Here is a 17,212-nt window from a genome sequence, read left to right on the forward strand (position 1 = left end):
ATCTAGGTGCCGCCAGTCCTTGTGTTATAGTAGAATAAGGACAAGGAGGAGTGGGAACTGTGGTCAGCATTAAAGACATCGCCAGGCAAGCGGGCGTTTCAATATCGACCGTATCTTACGCATTAAACGGTAATCCGAAAGTAACGGAAGAAACAACGGCCAGAATATTGGCGGTTGCCAGTGAATTGAACTATGTCCCGAATGCTGCCGCGCGATCGCTCAAGCGGAGAGAAACGAAAATTATCGGGGTATTTCTGACCGATTTCAGCGGGGCGTTCTATGGAGACCTCCTTCAGGGGATGAAGGAAGTGCTGTCGGTCAAAGGCTATGACCTGATCGTCTGCAGCGGCAAACAGTCTCACCGCATGCTGCCGGAGAGATTGATCGACGGAGCGATTATCCTCGACGAGACGTTCGACAGCAAGGAGCTGGCCAGCTACGCGGAACGCGGGCACAAGCTGGTCGTGCTGGACCGGGAGCTGAATCATGCGAACGTTAACCAGGTGCTGCTCGACAATAAAGCCGGGGCGGCATTGGCGATCGAATACTTGCTGGAGCAAGGACACCGCAAGCTGTACGCCATTACGGGGCCAAGAGGTTCGTTTGACTCCAAGCAGCGTTTGGCGGCGGCGACCCAGGTGGTAGATCGCTCAAGCGATGCTTCGCTTACCGTTATTGAAGGCGATTTCAACAAGTCGTCGGGCGAGCATGCAGCGGCAAGATTAGTCGCAGACGGCATTATCAGCTCTACAGGCGAACCGGCGGCGATATTCTGCTTCAACGACGAGATGGCGATCGGGATGTGCCATTACTTGCAAAGGAATCATCCGGATATTTTCATCGGCCGGGACCTGCATCTGATCGGCTTTGATAATCTGGAGCTGGCCTCCTTCATGCATCCTCGCCTCGCCACCATCGATTATTCGAAGCGCAAGTGGGGCGCTATTGCGGCGGAGCAGCTATTGAGGCTGATTGCCGGCCAAGAGGTCGAGCAGGAGCGAATCTATGTCTCTCTTATTCGGGGCGGGTCGGTAGGTTCCGCTACGTGATAAGCACAAATGAATAATACAAAGTACGAAAGATCAGAGATCCTCGCCGGATGATTTCTGGTCTTTTTTTTTTTTCTATACATAGGTCAAAAGACATGATATATTCATTTTGAAATATATGGAATAAATTGGGTGTGGCGGGGTGTTGTCATGATTCAGAGCATAATGAAGAAATTCGAGGGTAATATTTTTGATCCCAGAAATGATGATCCTAAGCAGTTGCCTAATGTTAAGGGACTCTATATGATTACAGCCGGAAGTGAGGATCACTTGCCTGAATGTATGAGAGGACTCAAGTACAGCCGTTTGTTGGACAGGCTTATTATTTATATTGGTATTTCTAATAAGAGTCTAAGAGCAAGAGATTATAGACAGCATTTTAATGGCAATGCCCGAGGGTCGACCTTAAGAAAAAGCCTAGGCTCTTTAATGCAATTAACAAAGCTTAGAGCAGATCAATTTCCCTCGAAATACAAGTTTGAAAAAGAAGACGAAGCCAAGTTATCCCGATGGATGAGGGATAATCTTTTTCTGCATTATTGTGCCTCTGAAAGTCCCGATGATATCGAGAAGGTGTTAATTAGAGATTTTAACCCGCCTTTAAATCTGAAGGACAACAACAGCGAAGCGAACCTAGATTTCAGAAGGCTACTGAAAGAACTAAGGAAGTGAATCATTTTATCTAATATATACGGAGGGAAAACCATGCAAGGATCTTGTTCCGTTACACTCACCAAAGAAGATTTGGTACAGCTGCAGCTATCCTATTTATTGAAGAAGCCTTATCCCTATCTCCTTGGTTTTTTGTACCTCATATCCATCTTGGATATCGTTCTTGCTATTGTGGAGAAGGACATCTCCAGTTTAAATCCATTTATGGTTTTCATCTTTATATTTGTGCCTCTATTGGCCTTCTTCCTTATAAAGGCCCACAAGAATAACATCAAGAATAGACTAGTAAAAGAAGAGAAACAGTACACGTGGTCGGAAGAGGGAATGACGATAGAGAGCGAATCCCTCACAGTAAGGATGCAGTGGACGGATTTTACCGGTATATTCGCTACAAAATCGGCCATTTATTTAATGGTGAACGGAATCACGGCCCATATCTTTCCCCGCAGGTGCTTTACGGACGAGCAGTGGAGCGAATTCGGGCAAATGGTCCGCAGCCGCATCAAGCAAAAAAAGAAATTAAGAGGAGTAAGAAATCTGCTCATCTATTTGTTTATCTTCGTCGTTACCGTTGGTATCGTTCAATATTTCAACGCAAGCTAGTTCATAAGCGGAAAAGGCTGGGATCCCATTAAGGATTCCGGCTTTTTTGTTAGCGGAGCGGAACGGGGTATAAGAAATAAGGACAGGGAATAATGTGATAATACGCCTAAAATTTCAGTTTGACTGAAAAGAGTGATAGAAATGAAGGAAATGACCTTTAAAGCTTTTGCCATCACGAATGAAATTGATCTGAATCAGATTGCGATCCATTGCGGAATTCCTAAGAAATACACCTGGGAGCAGCCTTTAATGTTGAAAGGGGAAGTACTTGCGGCCATCCTTAAGCATCCGGTAGCCGATTCGCAGCAGGTACTGGTTTTTTCTTTCGGCAGTATTGTTTTCGTTAATCATTCACGCCCTGAAGATATAAAGGGTTTTTTGGGATACCTCCAGTCCTTCGAGCCGGACATTGATATTTTGAATGCGGACAGATATACCGATGACTACAGACTTCATTATGGAGAGTTCGAGACGTTCGAGCTGACCGATGAGTATGTGGAAGTGCCCGAATACGAGGTTTTCCATCCTGAGCTTATTTCTACGGTGCTTGCGAAGTCGGTTGCGCTTGAGAAAGTAGAGGAGCAGCTCGGGAAAATTCATGACAAGCTGGAAACCATGATTGAGCGGCTGGAAAAAGGAAAGCTGAGAATCGGCAATAAAGAGCTGGCCAGAACAACGGCTATCATCTTGCGTTACGAGTACAACACCCTTGGCTATATCATGATTTTGGATAAGCCTGATATTACGTGGAGCAGCAGCCAAGCCGGCGAGTTTTACGACAGCATGCTGGAGTTTTTCGAACTGAATGACCGCTATAAAATATTAAAAAGCAAAACAGAGTTTCTTCATCATATCATGGAAGGCTTCTCAACAATCAGCCATTCCATACGCGGATTGTTCGTTGAATGGATTATCGTTATCCTCATTGTCATAGAGGTTATTCTGACGGTTCTGCAAATTGCCGGAGTATTGCCATAAAGGGATTGCGGGCTAGACGGAGAATTACTTAATCGACTGATTTAATGCCTAATCGAATACGTCCTCAGTATTCAATATTGGAGGAACTAAGCCGATGACCATTAAAGAGCAGACGATCGTAACGTCTTCAGGGAACAAGATCTTAACCAAGGACAAAGAGATTCGTATCGTTGGGAAATTGGATGAACCGCTTATTATGATCCTGGATAATGTATTAAGCTGGGCGGAATGCGATTTATTGATCGACCTGGCTGCGGCTAGAATGCAGCGGGCCAAAATCGGGAACTCTCACGATGTCAGCGAGGTCAGAACCAGCAGCAGCATGTTTTTTGAGGAAGGCGAAAATGAATGTATCGGTCAAGTAGAAGCCCGGGTTGCTGAGCTCATGAATATCCCGGTCTCCCATGCGGAGCCGCTGCAGGTGCTGCGGTATCAGCCCGGAGAACAGTATCATCCTCATTTCGACTATTTCACGCCTGGCAGCAATATGAACAATCGGATCAGCACGTTGGTCATGTATTTGAATGACGTGGAAGAAGGCGGCGAGACGTATTTCCCTTCTCTTCATTTTTCGGTAACGCCCAAGAAAGGCAGCGCGGTCTACTTTGAATATTTTTATAACGATACCCGCTTGAACCAGTTAACGCTGCATGCGGGTCATCCCGTAGCAGCCGGGGAGAAATGGGTAGCAACCCAATGGATGAGAAGACAAAGATATCGCTAAGTTTATAAATAGATAGAAGAGCCGGAAACCCGTAGAGGATTCCGGCCCTTTTTATTTTCAGAGCATCGATGGATTTATTCCCTGCGGGAAAGTCTCTTCGAAATGATCCCTGCTCTCGTACAGCATGTACCAAGTCTCCGCAATAAGATCGGGATCACCTGCGGTACCCGGCTGTATGAAGGTTCCAATCGAGAGATGCCCAACGTATATCCCTTTGTCCTTTAATTCGTTATGCAGGTTTGTCGCGTAATTGCGAAGGCCTGCCATGACAATTCCGACATTCCCGACAAAAGGGATAGGGAACATGGCAGACAAGCCGGTTGTGAACAAGATCGCCCCTGATCCATTGCTGATCATATCCGGCAAAACCTCGTTGACGGCGAGAATGGCAGGCGATAAGTGACTGTTTACTTGCTCCAGGACGTTCTCGGGGGTTGCTTCCAATACATGCTTGAAGATTTCAGGCCCTGCATAAGGGCTGAATTCGAGTACGTCTATACGGCCAAAATCTTGTCTAACCGCCTGCAAGGCTTGTCTTAGAGCAGTTAAATCAGCAATATCCGCAACATAGGATTTCGCTTCAATATTCAGCTGGGTAAGCTCGTTTACGATAAAAGCTAGTTTCTCGGGATTACGCGCGATGGCGGCGACTTTAAAGCCCTTTTCCCCGAATTTTTTCGCTATGGACAATCCTAATCCGGGACCTGCGCCAATAATGGCAATCGTCTTCATCTTATCTAAACTCCTTTTTCGTGATATATTAAATCAACAAGTGTTGCTTTAATAAACGTATACCGAATCCGTTATCGGAACAACCAACAATGTAGTCCGAATGTTGCTATAGCAACAGGCTTGCATAAACTGTCGGGTAAGGTGTGAACGAAAATGGGAACCAAGGCAAGAAATATCCGAACGACGCATACGAAGCAGTCTCTAATTAATGCCTTTATGCAATTAGTGAATGAGAAGGATTTCGAAAAAATAACAGTGGCCGATCTAACGGATAGAGCGCTAGTGAACCGGGCTACGTTCTATGCCCATTTCAATGATAAGCACGAGTTATTGGATTACATTGTGGTGAATTCCGCTTCGACGGTCATTGCAAACCGGACATCGGGAGCTGCGAAGTTCGATCATGACAGCATCAAGCAGCTCGTGCTTGCTGTATGCGATTTTCATCAACCGCCGAATATTCAATGCCGCCGCAGCTATTTGAATTTAATCCCGTTATTGAAGAAGAAAATGTTAACGGCACTAAAAGCCTATTTATCCGAGGGTGTGGATGCCAGCTTAACCGGTTCGGAGAAAGACTTCTATGTCCCTATGTATGCCAGCATGATTCTGGAGGCGGGTTATTTATGGGCAACGGGACAAGTAGCCTTGGACAAAGAGGAAATAGCGGAGAGAGTGTCGTTGTTAGTGGCAGGGAACTGCTGATTTAACTTGCCTGTTTCCGCTAATGCCGGGAGTTAGATGAGCAGATGTGTGGTACAATGAATCGATTATTTCGAGAGATTCGCATCATTATTAAATAGCGTTTATACATGAATGGAGATAAAAGAGAATGAGTTTGTTAACAGTGGAGCAGTTATCGCATACGTTTGGCGATCGGGTATTGTTTAAGGACGTGAACTTCCGGCTGCTTGAGGGAGAACATATCGGCCTGGTTGGCGCGAACGGTACGGGGAAATCGACCCTGATGAATATTTTGACGGGCAAGCTATTGAAGGACGAAGGCAAGGTGGAATGGACGCCCCGCGTTCGTTACGGTTACTTGGATCAGCATACGAAGCTTGAAGCGGGAAAGACGATCCGCGATGTGCTTAAGGACGCGTTCCTTCCACTGCTCGTATTGGAGGAGGAGCTTAACGATATTGCCGCGCAGATGGGCGATGCCGATCCGGATACGCTGGAGCAGCTGTTAGTACGGATGGGAGAAATTCAAGAGGAGCTCGAAATCGGCGATTTCTATTTAATCGACGTGAAGGTCGATGAGATGGCGAATGGCCTGGGTCTTAACGCAATCGGCCTGGACCGCGACGTTACGGCGCTTAGCGGCGGACAACGGACGAAGGTTCTGCTTGCCAAGCTGCTGCTTGAGAAGCCGGGCGTCTTATTGCTTGATGAGCCTACCAACTATTTGGATGAAGAGCATATTATCTGGCTGACGAATTATTTGAAGAATTATCCTCACGCCTTTGTTCTTATTTCCCATGAGACCGGTTTTATGAATCAGGTTGTTAACGTGATTTACCATCTTGAATTTACGAGGCTGACGCGTTACACCGCCAACTATGAGAAGTTCCTGGAGATGGCTGAGCTCAACAAAGCGCAGCATATCGACGCCTACGCGAAGCAGCAGGATTATATTAAGAAGCAAGAAGAGTTTATTCAGAAAAATAAGGCTCGTGCATCTACCTCAGGGCGTGCGAAGAGCCGCGAGAAGCAGCTGGGCCGCATCGATCTCATCGATAAGCCGGAGGAAGCGGCGAAGCCAACCTTTAACTTCAAGGAGTCCAGAACAAGCGGCAAGACCGTATTCGAAGCGCAGGGAATGGTTATCGGCTACAACAAACCCCTTCTTCCCAAGATGGATATGGTCATTGAGCGCGGTGACAAGATTGCGATCGTAGGCTGCAACGGCGTGGGTAAATCCACTCTCCTGAAGTCGATTCTTGGCGTTATTCCGCCGCTGGACGGCAAGACCTACCTTGGCGATTATTTATCGCCTGCTTACTTCGAGCAGGAAGCGAAGGCGCCGACGATGACTCCGCTGGAGGATGTATGGGATGAGTTTTCCTTCATGAACCAGCATGAGGTTCGGGCAGCGCTTGCCCGCTGCGGATTGAAAAACGAGCATATTACCCGACCGCTTAACCAGCTCAGCGGGGGAGAGCAGGCGAAGGTACGTTTGTGCAAGCTGATGATGCGGGAGAGCAACTGGATCCTGTTCGATGAACCAACGAACCATTTGGACATCGTGGCTAAGGCCGAGTTGAAGCGTGCGCTGAAAGCTTACAAGGGTACGATCGTTCTCGTCTCTCACGAGCCTGATTTCTATGAGGATTGGGCAACGAAAACATGGGATGTGGAAGCTTGGGCTATGCAGAGCCAGAGATAAGATAATAGCAAAGAAAGAGCATGGCTTAATCGCCATGCTCTTTCTTTGCTTTGCGCGGCCATAACGTGTAACTAAAGCTGATCAGGAAATCGATAGCGAGGACAATGGACCACATCTGAATGAGCGATCGAAGGCTTGCCGTCCGGGTCTCATCGCCGATCCATACGATAATGCCAAGCAGCAAAGCGCATCCGATGCCCCAGGCAAGAAGATGGAGGAGCCAGCCTTTTCGCTCATTCCGCGCATGCTCCGCGCCATGCTTAACCTTTGGTTCCGGAGGGGGACCTCCGGCGAACCGGTGAGCAAAGCGGATATCCGCCCAGCGGATCATCCGGCTGCCGAACGCAATTGAGACGCCGATATAAATGGCAGCGAGTCCATGAATAAAGCTGGCTTCTCCGCCTTGATGCAAATCGTATGCGGTGGCGGCAAGCAGGACCAGATCTACAACCGGTGTGCAGGCAAGCAGAACAGCGCCTAATGTCTTGCGGCGCAGAAGGTATCGGCATGCCAGACCCGCAAGCACAAACACCCAGAACGCAGTTTCACAGCCGATAATGACAGAGACGACCATAGAGGTATGAATCAGCTCCTTTTTTTAGCACAATTGTATTATTAAGATTATAACACAGTTGTGCTAAAAAAGGACGGGGGATTATAATAGAGCCATGCCTAAAATTGTCGATCATCAAATACGCAAGGAACAATTGGCGGAGGCAGCCTGGAAGGTGATCCGCCGGGAAGGCTTGGATAAGCTTTCCGTACGCCGTGTAGCCGACGAAGCGGGCATGTCGCTTGGTTCGCTGAGGCATTATTTCGAGACGCAAGCCGAGCTGCTGACTTTCTCCATGCGGCTTCTGCCGAAGCGGGTGAATGAACGCATCCAGAGGTTGAACTATACCGATGATATGCGGCGCAATATGGAGATGGTTATCGCCGAGCTGCTGCCTCTGGACGAGGAGCGTACGGCGGAGGCGGAGCTGTGGCTTTCTTATGTCGGGAAGACGATTTCCGACCCTGCTATTCGCGAGCTTAGCCTTGAAGTGCATGACGAGTTGTATGCCGGCTTTCGGCAAATGCTCGATACTTTGATTACCCTTAATCTGGCCAGGGATGGAATGGACCCCGGAGAGGAGACGAAATTGCTGCACGCCCTTGTGGATGGTTTGGTTGTGCATCGGGTAATGGTTCCGGAGCGGATTGATACAGGAGAGATGGAGCGTATGGTCTCGCGTCATTTGGACAGGATCTTCAGAAGCTCTTCCCAAGATAAAAGCGGAAATTAGATCCCTGCCGGGACTGGTTTCCGCTTTTTTCCTTTGTTGTTTTATCATTTGAAATAGACCGCAAGTCTGAAAAAAATGAGAGCGGTTAACCCGGCCAAAGCTCAAAATTTAGTCAAAAATTCTCATATTTTAGCAACATTTATCGGTTATTCTTGAATAAAGTCCTTTTTTCACGATATAGACGATAGGGAGATGCTGCCTTTATTTGCTACTCGTCTTGGCGGCAATTCAAAAGGTATGATATTTACAATGGGGATAGAGTAACAGACTTTAGGCATGGGGTTGAAGACGGTGAACAAACGCTGGGGTTTTGCGGCCGCTTTGATTGCGATCCTGCTGGCCGTGTATTGGGTTTATAGCAGCAAGGACAGCGGGGAGGAAGGCAGCAAAGACAGTGTTGCACTGCCCTCGAAATATGGCGATACGCCTCAGCTAATCCCGCATCGGGAGCAACTGCAGCAATTCATTGGTCAGAAGCTTACGGGAGAGGCCGGCGTCTACACGAATTACAAGGAAACGGATGAGGCGGCGGAGACCGCTACCGGTCATGAGACGCTAAGCGAATCGGCCGGTCTGCTGATGCGTTATTACGCGCTTACCGGGCAGCGTGAAGCTTTTGATGCCGCATGGTCGAGGGCTAGAGAGACGCTGGCAGCGGAATATGGCTTCAGCTATCGCTATAGTCCTCTTCACGATAAAAAATATACCGTTAATGCCGTCGTCGACGATCTGCGGATCATCCGCGCGTTGTATGAGGCCGAGACGGCTTTTGGCAATGACGGCAACTACGGCCGGGAGGCCGCTCATTACGGCGAACTCGTCTATGAACACAATGTCCAAGGGGACAAGCTGTACGATTTCTATGACGGAGCCTACGGAACAACTAATGATTTCCTAACCTTATGTTATGCCGATTTCCGGTCCATCCGGCTGCTGGAAGTTCCGTCCAAGGATAAACGGGCATTGGAAGACAGCCTGCTTACAATCGTCTCGAGAGGGTATTTATCCGATAAGTTCCCTTTTTACGAGGCCCGTTATGATTACAAATCAGGCAAGTACGGCGACCATGAGGGAGAAATCAGTACCATTGAGTCGCTTCTGACGGTGTTGTCGCTCGCCGAGATTGATCAGGAACGTACCGCAAGCATCACCTATCTCAAGCAGGCGGTGGAAGCCGGAACGCTGTACGGACGTTACAGCCGGGACGGCAAGCCGGCGACGGATATTCAATCTACGGCGGCTTACGCGATTGCCGCGATGATTGGCTCGACGATTGGAGATCAAGCGCTTTATCAGAACAGCATTGAGCGCATGGAGCAATTCCGCGTGGAGGATCAAGCAAGCCCGATTGCCGGAGGCTTCGGGAACTCGGCAACGGAAGAAGCGTATTCGTTCGATAATTTGACGGCTTTATTGGCTTATGCCTATTAAGACTTCATAGAACAGGTAAGGAAAGGGGCATGGCATGAATAAGCTGCAGCGAATGAAGCTCGTACAAACGATAATCGCATGGCAAAAATACATATCTCCAGCCTCGCTGGCGGCGTTTGGCGTTGCGCTTATTTTGCTGATCGAGCTCTTTATTCCGCCTTTTATCGGAATGGCGGACAACGGGGACTACTACCGGATCCTATACAGCAACGGTTTATACTTCAATGCGCCGGATTATACGAGCCAGACACTCGGATATTTTGTCAAAAATTTCGGAATTTTCCAATACTACAACGAGAATAGCGCCCTGCTGTATTCCTCTCAAACGCTTTTCGTTCGTCTATCGCTTATGATCAGCGAATGGTTTGGTTATAACCGTCAGTTCGATATCCGAATTCAGGCGGCGCTTTACGGCGTGCTGTATGTAGGCGCGGTTTACCTGCTCGTGAAGGCTGCAGTCTGGAAGGCTTCGCGCCGTGCGGGCTACGGACTGGCGCTTGGGGCTATTTTTGTATTCGGGGATATCGGATACCTTGCGTATTTTAACTCTTTTTATAGTGAGAGCGTCGTTCTGATCATGCTGATGTATTTGTTCAGCGCCGGGATGCTGCTGTACCAGCGGCAGTACAACGACTACTTCCTGCTGTTCCTCTTTGGGGCGAGCGCTATGATCCTCACTACAAGCAAGCAGCAGAACGCGCCGATTGGCCTTGTTGTCGCCATGGTGGCTGTTCTGTTCGTCTTTCTGAAGCGGGACAGGATCTTCCGTACGCTGGCCGGACTGCAGGCGGTTGTCCTGCTGCTGACTGCGGTAGGTACCTATGTCCTTATTCCGGAGCAGTTCGTCAACATTAACAAGTACCACGCCATGACAAGGGGCGTATTGATGACAGCGGATAACCCGGAGCAAGCACTCGATTACTTCGGAATCGACAAGCAGTTCGCGGTGCTTACCGGCGCCATTTATTATGACCAATTCTCTCCAATTCCGGTCGAATCGGAAGAGATGCAGACGCAATTTCTGGATAAGTACGGATTCCCCTCCATCGCCAGGTATTACTTGACCCATCCCGATTCGGCGGGAAGAATTTTCGAGACGGCGGCCCATAATGCCTTTTCTAACCGGACCAAGCTCGGAAATTACGAAGAGTCGGCGGGCAAGCCGTTTGGCGCTCGAACATGGGCCTTTTCCGGGTACAGCTATCTGAAAGAATGGGCTGCACCGAAGACTTCCGGGTTTGTAGTCTTATGGATGATTGTGATTGTGGGACTGTACGCCGCATCCTTTTACCAGGCCGTGAAGGAGCGGGCGCTGCGGCGAACGCTTCGGCTGTCGCTGATTCTCATGATGATGCTGTCGGGACTATGCGCAATGGCGGTTTCGGTTATTGGCGCCGGGGACGCGGATCTCGCCAAGCATGAGTTTTTATTTGCGGTGGCGTTTGATCTAGTGACTTTCTGGGTTATTGCCGATTGCGTATGCCGCCGCTTATGGGGGCCTAACGCGAAGAAAAATGCGGGCGAAGAGGACCCCGAGCCATCCGCGCTGCTACAGGGGGGACAGCAATGAGAAGACGGACAGGAATCAAGCTGTGGCTGCTCGTCATGCTCTGTCTCTCTTTGCCGGCGGCGGTGCTGATACCGGCTCCGGCTCCGGCAGCGGCAGCGCAGGATTCGGCGAAAGCTGACCACGTGCTGCTCGTCTATGACAGTCTGGGAGTGGATACTCCTGCGGCAGGCAATATAGAGACTTTGCAGCGGCTGCTGCTCTCCTTGGGGGTGGCAGTGACGACGGTTGCTTCAGATGCTTATAAGCCCGAGATGGCTAACGATTACGCGAAGCTGATTACCGTATGCAATACGGAAGATTTATGCGGATCCATTACGCATGGCATGACGGGTTTTACGGGCGACTGGCTGCATATTGGGCCTAATCCGCCGGAGGTCCTTCGCGGGAAGCTTGCTCTTCGGATCGAAAAGGCAAGCAGACAGTCCTTAAAGCTGTCGGCAGGCGGGCTCTCCGAGGATCATATCTTCGTTGATCGTCTTGCCTATATTACGGAAGGGAAAGGCGAGACTTACGGGCAGATAACCTCTTCGGAGGGAGCGATCCAGACGCCATATGCCGTATCGGCCGGCGGTTATGCGTACGTACCGTACTTCCAATCGGGCAACCTGAGCGAATTGGCAGTCGCGCATGTTCTGCGTACCTGGCTTAAGGCGGATGCTCCGACGCAATCCTATCTGCTTATTGGCGGCATCACGCCTTTTATCGATTTGGACAAGCTGGAGGCGTTGTCGGAACAGCTGTACAATGCCGGAATTCCGTTCCTGGTCAGCGTAAGCCCGTTGTTCAACAATACCGATTATCCGGCGATGCAGCGATATGTGGCCGCTCTGCAAGCCGTGCAGGCTCATAACGGCAGCGTGCTCGTGCAAGTGCCGACGCCAACGTCGGCGGGGCAGGATCCTTCTATTCTGAAGACGCAGATGGACGGCTTTCTGAATCATCTGGCCGATGCGGGTATTGCCCCTCTCGGGATGACGGGAGAGATGAAGCGGGCTCAGGAGAAGGAAGGGCGCGAAGCGGGCTTTACGTTCTCGGATACGACCATCCTGTTCGCCAATGGATCAGGGAGGGCATCCGGGCAAACGGAGGCCGTACAGCCTTTTGCATCGTCCCCGTATACGATGCCTGCGAAGGTGCTGCTCCGGATCAGCCACGAGAACAAGATCTGGCCAACGTTTCCGGTAAATCTGGCCGTAACCTTTGATTGGTTCAAGAGCGATGCCAGTCAAGAAGAAGCCGTTCGCGAGGCTGCCGGCAGCTGGCTGCCGTTTGCGGACTTCAAGTCGGAGGCGCATAGCCTCAGCAGCAGCGCACACAAGGCCGAGTCCCGCAGCGGAGCGCTTCTTCTGGATGGCAAGCCGGCCGATCTGCAGGATCAGGCCGAACCGGAAGAGCAAGCGGTTGTCGTCCCGCAGCCGGAACAAAAGGTTACTTTTCATGCTTTATTTTCGGTGCAGAGCCGGATCCTGATTGTCCTTATTATTACAACCTTAATGCTGTTCACCGTGTTCCTCTTGATTGGGTATCGGTTATATAAGAAAAAATACTACAAGTCGGGAGGCGGCCTATGACGATACCGGATATATTAATGGTCATATGCGTGCTGTGCATCTGGTCCCTGCTGCTCGTTAATATCGCACTGATTATCGCCGGCTACTTCTACTATATAAAGCTGGAGAACGAGAAGCCGCCCGAGCTTCTTCCGGGAGAAGAGCCCTTCGTGTCGATTATGGTACCGGCCCATAATGAGGGCAAGGTTATCGTCAAAACGGTAGAGTCGCTGCTTGCGCTCGATTATCCGCATGACCGTTACGAGATTATCGTGATTAACGATAACTCTTCGGATAACAGCAGCGTGCTGCTGGGTCAGCTGCAGGAGAAATACAAGGGGCGCAATCTGATTATCATCAATACCGATAACATAACCGGAGGCAAAGGCAAATCCAATGCGCTCAACATCGGCTTCACGCGGAGCAAAGGCGAGCTTATCGCCATCTATGATGCCGATAATACGCCGGAGCGGACGGCGCTTCGTTATCTGGTCGCCGAAATCGTGAACGACGCCAAGCTTGGGGCGGTTATCGGCAAGTTCCGGACGCGTAACCGGGACCAGAACCTGCTTACCCGGTTTATCAATATCGAGACGTTATCGTTCCAATGGATGGCCCAAGCCGGCAGGTGGAAGCTGTTCAAGCTATGTACGATTCCGGGCACCAACTTTATCATGCGCCGCCATATCATCGAGGCGATCGGAGGCTGGGATACGAAAGCGATCGCGGAGGATACCGAGATCAGCTTCCGAATCTACATGATGGGATACCGGATCAAGTTCCAGCCGAAGTCGGTTACCTGGGAGCAGGAGCCCCAGACGCTGAAGGTGTGGTTCAAGCAGCGGACGCGCTGGGCGAAGGGGAATATTTACGTTATCGTCAAAAACGTCCCGCTGCTCTTCCGGCCGGAAGCGCGCCGAATCCGCTTCGACATTCTTTATTTTCTGGCTATTTATTTCTTGCTTGTCACCTCGCTCTTAACGTCGGATACGCTGCTCATTCTGCATGCGCTCGGTTACGTGCATACCACGATTGAGGGATTAAGCTTCTACTTATGGATACTGGCCATCACCTTGTTTGTTGTAGGGACGTTCATCACGCTTATAACGGAAAAAGGCGAAATGCACCCCTCGAATCTCGTCATTATTCTGCTTATGTACGTTACTTACTGCCAGCTGTGGATGCTTGTTGCCGCCAATGGCATGTTCCAATATTTGAAGGACGTGATTTTTAAACGCGAGGCCAAATGGTATAAAACAGAACGGTTCTGACCGAAAGGAAGTGAATTTATGAGAAAAGCCGGATTTACGGTTATCGCGTTGATTGTAGCGCTGCTGGTTCCAGGCGCGGGGACGCTATCGGCAGCGCCGGGGGTACAGAAGACATACGAAACGCCTATGTCGGAAACCTCGCTTCTTGGCACCAATGCTTATGCGCAGCAGTTCTTTCAGGTGCCGGATTACTGGAACGTGGAGAGTGCCACTTTCAGGCTGGACTATAAAGTATCCCAGCTTACCCTTAACGATTTATCGGTTGTAACGCTAAAGCTGAACGGCAAGCCGTTCTACACGCTAAAGCCCGGCACCGAGACGAACCAGAAGGTCACCCGGTCAATCGGGCTTCCGCTTGAATATTTGAAGAGCGGCGTTAACGAGCTGACCATTGAAGGCGTTATTCAGACGAGAAACAACTCGGATCAGATGTGCGTGCCTGCGCAGGATCAAGGCAGCTGGCTGCAAATTTTCGGCAGCTCGGGCGTTGACGTGAAATACAGGGCGAAGCCGGTAGGCGCTAGCATCAGCGATTTCAACCGCCATTTCTTGGGTCTGGACACCATTCAGGATGGACAAGCAGGCGTCTTTGTGCCGGAGGAAGGCGATCTGAACGAGACGGAGGCTGCCGTCTATGCGTTGTCCGGATTAACGGGCGTAAGCCAGGACACCTCGCATCCTATTCCTCTCCTGCCGTACCGGACAAGCAACCTGCAAGGGAAATCGCTTCGTATTCTGGTAGCTTTGTCGCAGCATCTTCCGTCAGACATTCGCTCGAAGCTGAGCGAATCCGCGCTGCAGGATAAAGCGCTGATTCAATTGATCCAGAGCGATACATCCTCCTTGCTTGTTGTAACCTCCGATAATGCGGAGATGCTGAAAAAAGCCGGGCGGTTTATCGGCAATCCGGCCTTGATGGAGCAATTGCAGGGATCGTCGAAGCTGGTGGACGAATCGACGGAGGTAAATACGCCGGCGCAAAGCATCAGCCGGTATTACCCGCTGACGGATTCCGGCGATAAGCTGACAGGCCCGTCGCACCGGGAGAAAAGCTACTTCATTACGCTGCCAAGCAACCGCTCCATTGCGGAAGCGAGCAAGCTGAGTCTGGATTTCCGTTATGCAACGAACCTGGACTTTGACCGTTCGATGGTGACGGTGCTGGTGAACAACGTTCCGATCGGAAGCAAGAAGCTGTCCGCCGAGCTTGCGGGCGGCGATAATCTCGAGCTGACCATTCCGAAGAACCTTGGGATTTCGGGCAACTTCACGATTACGACGGCTTTTGACCTGGAGATCAAGAATGCGGTATGTACCGGCAACCAGGACCAGATGCCATGGGCATTTGTCTCCAAGGACTCCGTGCTTCAGCTGAACACGAAGGATCGTACGGACATGCTGTTCAACAACTATCCGTATCCGTTTCTCCGGGACGGCAGCTTTAACCGGGTAGCCGTTGTCCTGCCGCAAACCAAAGACAACTACACGTATGCGGCCCTCTCCAATCTGTTTAACCTGATGGGGCAGTTCGCTACCTCCAATACGGGCGAAATCCGTTTTTACACGGACGATGTCAAGGACAGCGAGCTGAAGGACCGGCAGATTATCGCGATTGGTTCCTATGCGGATAACCGGTACATCCGGGAGAACAACGATAAGCTGTATTTCCAATATGACAAGCAAGGCGAAGGCTTCTTGTCCAATGAGAAGATAAGCATCGAGGAAGGCTACGGCAAGCGGATCGGAACGCTGCAGCTGATCGACTCGCCATACGGCAAGGGGCATGGCTTCCTGGCTATTACGGGCAGCAGCTCCGAATACGTCTATCTGGCGTCGAAGCTGGTCGGGAACGCCGGCAGCCTGTACAAGATTTTTGGCGACGGAGCTATGGTAGACAAGGATGGCGAGGTTCATGCCTTCCGCTTCAAGAAGGAAGCGGTGTCTGAAGCTCCCGCCGTTGTTACGCAGGTGCTGGAACGCGGCGACGTGGTAAGCTTTATGATCGCGTTTATGCTCGTGCTTGCTCTGGTGCTCGTATCGCTTGTGCTTCTTGTCCGCAAGCACCGGAAGAAGAGAAGGGGGTAGGAATCATGAGGCGTAACACAAGCTTATTGTCGGACGGCGGCTTTCTGCTGCTGTTCATCGCGTGTTTTGTCTGCATCGTGTTTACAGCGCGTGATCCTAATCTTTATCTGCATAACATCATTTTCTTGAACGTCGCGTTTCTGATCGCGATTGTCACTTATTTTACGACGATCACTACCGGGCTCATCTTGAATATCGCGTTTGTGTTCGGCTACGGTACATTCACCATCTACCAGACCGTCGTGCAAGGGGGCGTGGTGACCAGCCAAAGCTATTTCTGGCTGATCATGACGCCGGTATTTACCGCGATTACCTGGATGTTCACGCTGGCAAGCAAGCAGCTGCAGGAGGAGAACGAGGCGCTGCAGAAGAAGAATGCTTCGCTCGCCACGATGGATGAGGGCACCAACCTGAAAAACATGCTCTCCTTCCAGAAGGACACGACGGTATTCATGGCGTTGTCCGACCGGTATAAGATTCCGCTGACGCTGCTCGTTCTGAACGTGAAGTACTGGAACGAGCTGAGACGGATGATTGGCGAGGAGCAGCTGAACGCAGCCGTCTATAACATTACGGCGATCAGCCAGACCAGCATTCGGGCGAACGACTCGCTCTACATGCTGAGTCAGGAGAATCCAACCTGGGGGCTTCTTCTGTTCACGGACCGGGACGGAGCGGATATCGTCATGAACCGGCTCCGCAGCAGGCTGGCGGAGATTAACGAATCGGAGAGATCAACCAGCAACCGCTTCGAGCTTAACCTAAAGATGGGCGCTTACGAATACAACCGGGAAGAAACGCCAACTCCTCTGGAGTGGATTACCCGGGCCCGCAAGGAATTGGAGTACGACGTATAACGGCATAAATGCGAA

Annotated in this window: 16 protein-coding genes; 14 read left to right on the plus strand and 2 right to left on the minus strand. The window is 50.5% G+C overall.

Translation table 11 applies throughout. The annotated features are described in order from the left end of the window. The first annotated feature begins 59 nt into the window (after window positions 1-59). The 5 genes from WFJ73_RS25180 to WFJ73_RS25200 all read left to right on the plus strand — a co-directional run bounded on the left by WFJ73_RS25180 (window position 60) and on the right by WFJ73_RS25200 (window position 4,026). Entirely contained in the window at window positions 60-1,049 is a 990-nt protein-coding gene (locus WFJ73_RS25180; protein ID WP_336775700.1) for a LacI family DNA-binding transcriptional regulator, read from the plus strand. A gap of 150 nt (window positions 1,050-1,199) precedes the next feature. After that, the gene (locus WFJ73_RS25185; RefSeq protein WP_336775701.1) at window positions 1,200-1,721 is read left to right on the plus strand and encodes a GIY-YIG nuclease family protein; all 522 of its coding nucleotides are present in this window, start codon (window positions 1,200-1,202) and stop codon (window positions 1,719-1,721) included. Between the two features lie 33 nt (window positions 1,722-1,754). Then, a complete protein-coding gene (locus WFJ73_RS25190; protein WP_336775702.1) occupies window positions 1,755-2,324 on the plus strand; it encodes a YcxB family protein in 570 nt (189 codons plus the stop codon). Window positions 2,325-2,465: 141 nt separating this feature from the next. Further along, window positions 2,466-3,302: an RMD1 family protein gene (locus tag WFJ73_RS25195; RefSeq protein ID WP_336775703.1), complete on the plus strand. Its 837-nt coding sequence runs from the start codon at window positions 2,466-2,468 to the stop codon at window positions 3,300-3,302. Window positions 3,303-3,396: 94 nt separating this feature from the next. Beyond that, window positions 3,397-4,026: a 2OG-Fe(II) oxygenase gene (locus WFJ73_RS25200; protein WP_336775704.1), complete on the plus strand. Its 630-nt coding sequence runs from the start codon at window positions 3,397-3,399 to the stop codon at window positions 4,024-4,026. A 57-nt stretch (window positions 4,027-4,083) separates the two neighbouring features. On the opposite strand, the gene WFJ73_RS25205 is transcribed toward WFJ73_RS25200, so the two are convergent. Beyond that, the gene (locus WFJ73_RS25205; protein WP_336775705.1) at window positions 4,084-4,758 is read right to left on the minus strand and encodes an SDR family NAD(P)-dependent oxidoreductase; all 675 of its coding nucleotides are present in this window, start codon (window positions 4,756-4,758) and stop codon (window positions 4,084-4,086) included. A gap of 153 nt (window positions 4,759-4,911) precedes the next feature. Here WFJ73_RS25205 and WFJ73_RS25210 point away from each other — a divergent pair, with 153 nt between their 5' ends. Both WFJ73_RS25210 and WFJ73_RS25215 read left to right on the plus strand, forming a co-directional pair. After that, a complete protein-coding gene (locus tag WFJ73_RS25210) occupies window positions 4,912-5,463 on the plus strand; it encodes a TetR/AcrR family transcriptional regulator (RefSeq protein WP_336775706.1) in 552 nt (183 codons plus the stop codon). A gap of 127 nt (window positions 5,464-5,590) precedes the next feature. Continuing rightward, window positions 5,591-7,147: an ABC-F family ATP-binding cassette domain-containing protein gene (locus WFJ73_RS25215; RefSeq protein ID WP_336775707.1), complete on the plus strand. Its 1,557-nt coding sequence runs from the start codon at window positions 5,591-5,593 to the stop codon at window positions 7,145-7,147. 25 nt (window positions 7,148-7,172) lie between these two features. Here the strand turns inward: WFJ73_RS25215 and WFJ73_RS25220 are convergent, their stop codons facing one another. Continuing rightward, window positions 7,173-7,721, minus strand: a complete 549-nt coding sequence (locus WFJ73_RS25220) for a hypothetical protein (protein ID WP_336775708.1) — start codon at window positions 7,719-7,721, stop codon at window positions 7,173-7,175. Window positions 7,722-7,815: 94 nt separating this feature from the next. Here WFJ73_RS25220 and WFJ73_RS25225 point away from each other — a divergent pair, with 94 nt between their 5' ends. The 7 genes from WFJ73_RS25225 to WFJ73_RS25255 all read left to right on the plus strand — a co-directional run bounded on the left by WFJ73_RS25225 (window position 7,816) and on the right by WFJ73_RS25255 (window position 17,197). Continuing rightward, window positions 7,816-8,433: a TetR/AcrR family transcriptional regulator gene (locus WFJ73_RS25225; RefSeq protein WP_336775709.1), complete on the plus strand. Its 618-nt coding sequence runs from the start codon at window positions 7,816-7,818 to the stop codon at window positions 8,431-8,433. A 291-nt stretch (window positions 8,434-8,724) separates the two neighbouring features. Further along, window positions 8,725-9,864: a hypothetical protein gene (locus WFJ73_RS25230; protein WP_336775710.1), complete on the plus strand. Its 1,140-nt coding sequence runs from the start codon at window positions 8,725-8,727 to the stop codon at window positions 9,862-9,864. A 34-nt stretch (window positions 9,865-9,898) separates the two neighbouring features. Next, on the plus strand, window positions 9,899-11,434 hold the full coding sequence (gene wsfD, locus WFJ73_RS25235; RefSeq protein WP_336775711.1) for a glycan biosynthesis hexose transferase WsfD: 1,536 nt from the start codon (window positions 9,899-9,901) through the stop codon (window positions 11,432-11,434). Beyond that, window positions 11,431-13,005: a hypothetical protein gene (locus WFJ73_RS25240; protein ID WP_336775712.1), complete on the plus strand. Its 1,575-nt coding sequence runs from the start codon at window positions 11,431-11,433 to the stop codon at window positions 13,003-13,005. The genes wsfD and WFJ73_RS25240 overlap by 4 nt, the downstream gene beginning before the upstream one ends. After that, window positions 13,002-14,255, plus strand: coding sequence for a glycosyltransferase family 2 protein (locus WFJ73_RS25245; RefSeq protein ID WP_336775713.1), 1,254 nt, complete (start codon window positions 13,002-13,004; stop codon window positions 14,253-14,255). Before WFJ73_RS25240 ends, WFJ73_RS25245 begins: the two co-directional genes overlap by 4 nt. Before the next feature lie 18 nt (window positions 14,256-14,273). After that, the gene (locus WFJ73_RS25250; RefSeq protein ID WP_336775714.1) at window positions 14,274-16,340 is read left to right on the plus strand and encodes a cellulose biosynthesis cyclic di-GMP-binding regulatory protein BcsB; all 2,067 of its coding nucleotides are present in this window, start codon (window positions 14,274-14,276) and stop codon (window positions 16,338-16,340) included. 5 nt (window positions 16,341-16,345) lie between these two features. After that, window positions 16,346-17,197 carry a diguanylate cyclase domain-containing protein gene (locus tag WFJ73_RS25255; protein WP_336775715.1) on the plus strand — a complete coding sequence of 284 codons (852 nt, stop codon included), beginning with the start codon at window positions 16,346-16,348 and terminating at the stop codon, window positions 17,195-17,197. The last annotated feature ends 15 nt before the right edge of the window (window positions 17,198-17,212 follow it).

It is taken from the genome of Paenibacillus sp. MMO-58, assembly GCF_037146255.1.
In the GTDB taxonomy this organism is placed as follows: domain Bacteria; phylum Bacillota; class Bacilli; order Paenibacillales; family Paenibacillaceae; genus Pristimantibacillus.

Coding starts and splice junctions, on each gene's coding strand:
- WFJ73_RS25195 (WP_336775703.1), top strand. CDS start 2,466: ATGAAGGAAATGACCTTTAAAGCTTTTGCCATCACGAATGAAATTGAT.
- WFJ73_RS25200 (WP_336775704.1), top strand. CDS start 3,397: ATGACCATTAAAGAGCAGACGATCGTAACGTCTTCAGGGAACAAGATC.
- WFJ73_RS25250 (WP_336775714.1), top strand. CDS start 14,274: ATGAGAAAAGCCGGATTTACGGTTATCGCGTTGATTGTAGCGCTGCTG.
- WFJ73_RS25225 (WP_336775709.1), top strand. CDS start 7,816: ATGCCTAAAATTGTCGATCATCAAATACGCAAGGAACAATTGGCGGAG.
- WFJ73_RS25220 (WP_336775708.1), bottom strand. CDS start 7,721: ATGGTCGTCTCTGTCATTATCGGCTGTGAAACTGCGTTCTGGGTGTTT.
- WFJ73_RS25190 (WP_336775702.1), top strand. CDS start 1,755: ATGCAAGGATCTTGTTCCGTTACACTCACCAAAGAAGATTTGGTACAG.
- WFJ73_RS25255 (WP_336775715.1), top strand. CDS start 16,346: ATGAGGCGTAACACAAGCTTATTGTCGGACGGCGGCTTTCTGCTGCTG.
- wsfD (WP_336775711.1), top strand. CDS start 9,899: ATGAATAAGCTGCAGCGAATGAAGCTCGTACAAACGATAATCGCATGG.
- WFJ73_RS25210 (WP_336775706.1), top strand. CDS start 4,912: ATGGGAACCAAGGCAAGAAATATCCGAACGACGCATACGAAGCAGTCT.
- WFJ73_RS25245 (WP_336775713.1), top strand. CDS start 13,002: ATGACGATACCGGATATATTAATGGTCATATGCGTGCTGTGCATCTGG.
- WFJ73_RS25215 (WP_336775707.1), top strand. CDS start 5,591: ATGAGTTTGTTAACAGTGGAGCAGTTATCGCATACGTTTGGCGATCGG.
- WFJ73_RS25185 (WP_336775701.1), top strand. CDS start 1,200: ATGATTCAGAGCATAATGAAGAAATTCGAGGGTAATATTTTTGATCCC.
- WFJ73_RS25240 (WP_336775712.1), top strand. CDS start 11,431: ATGAGAAGACGGACAGGAATCAAGCTGTGGCTGCTCGTCATGCTCTGT.
- WFJ73_RS25205 (WP_336775705.1), bottom strand. CDS start 4,758: ATGAAGACGATTGCCATTATTGGCGCAGGTCCCGGATTAGGATTGTCC.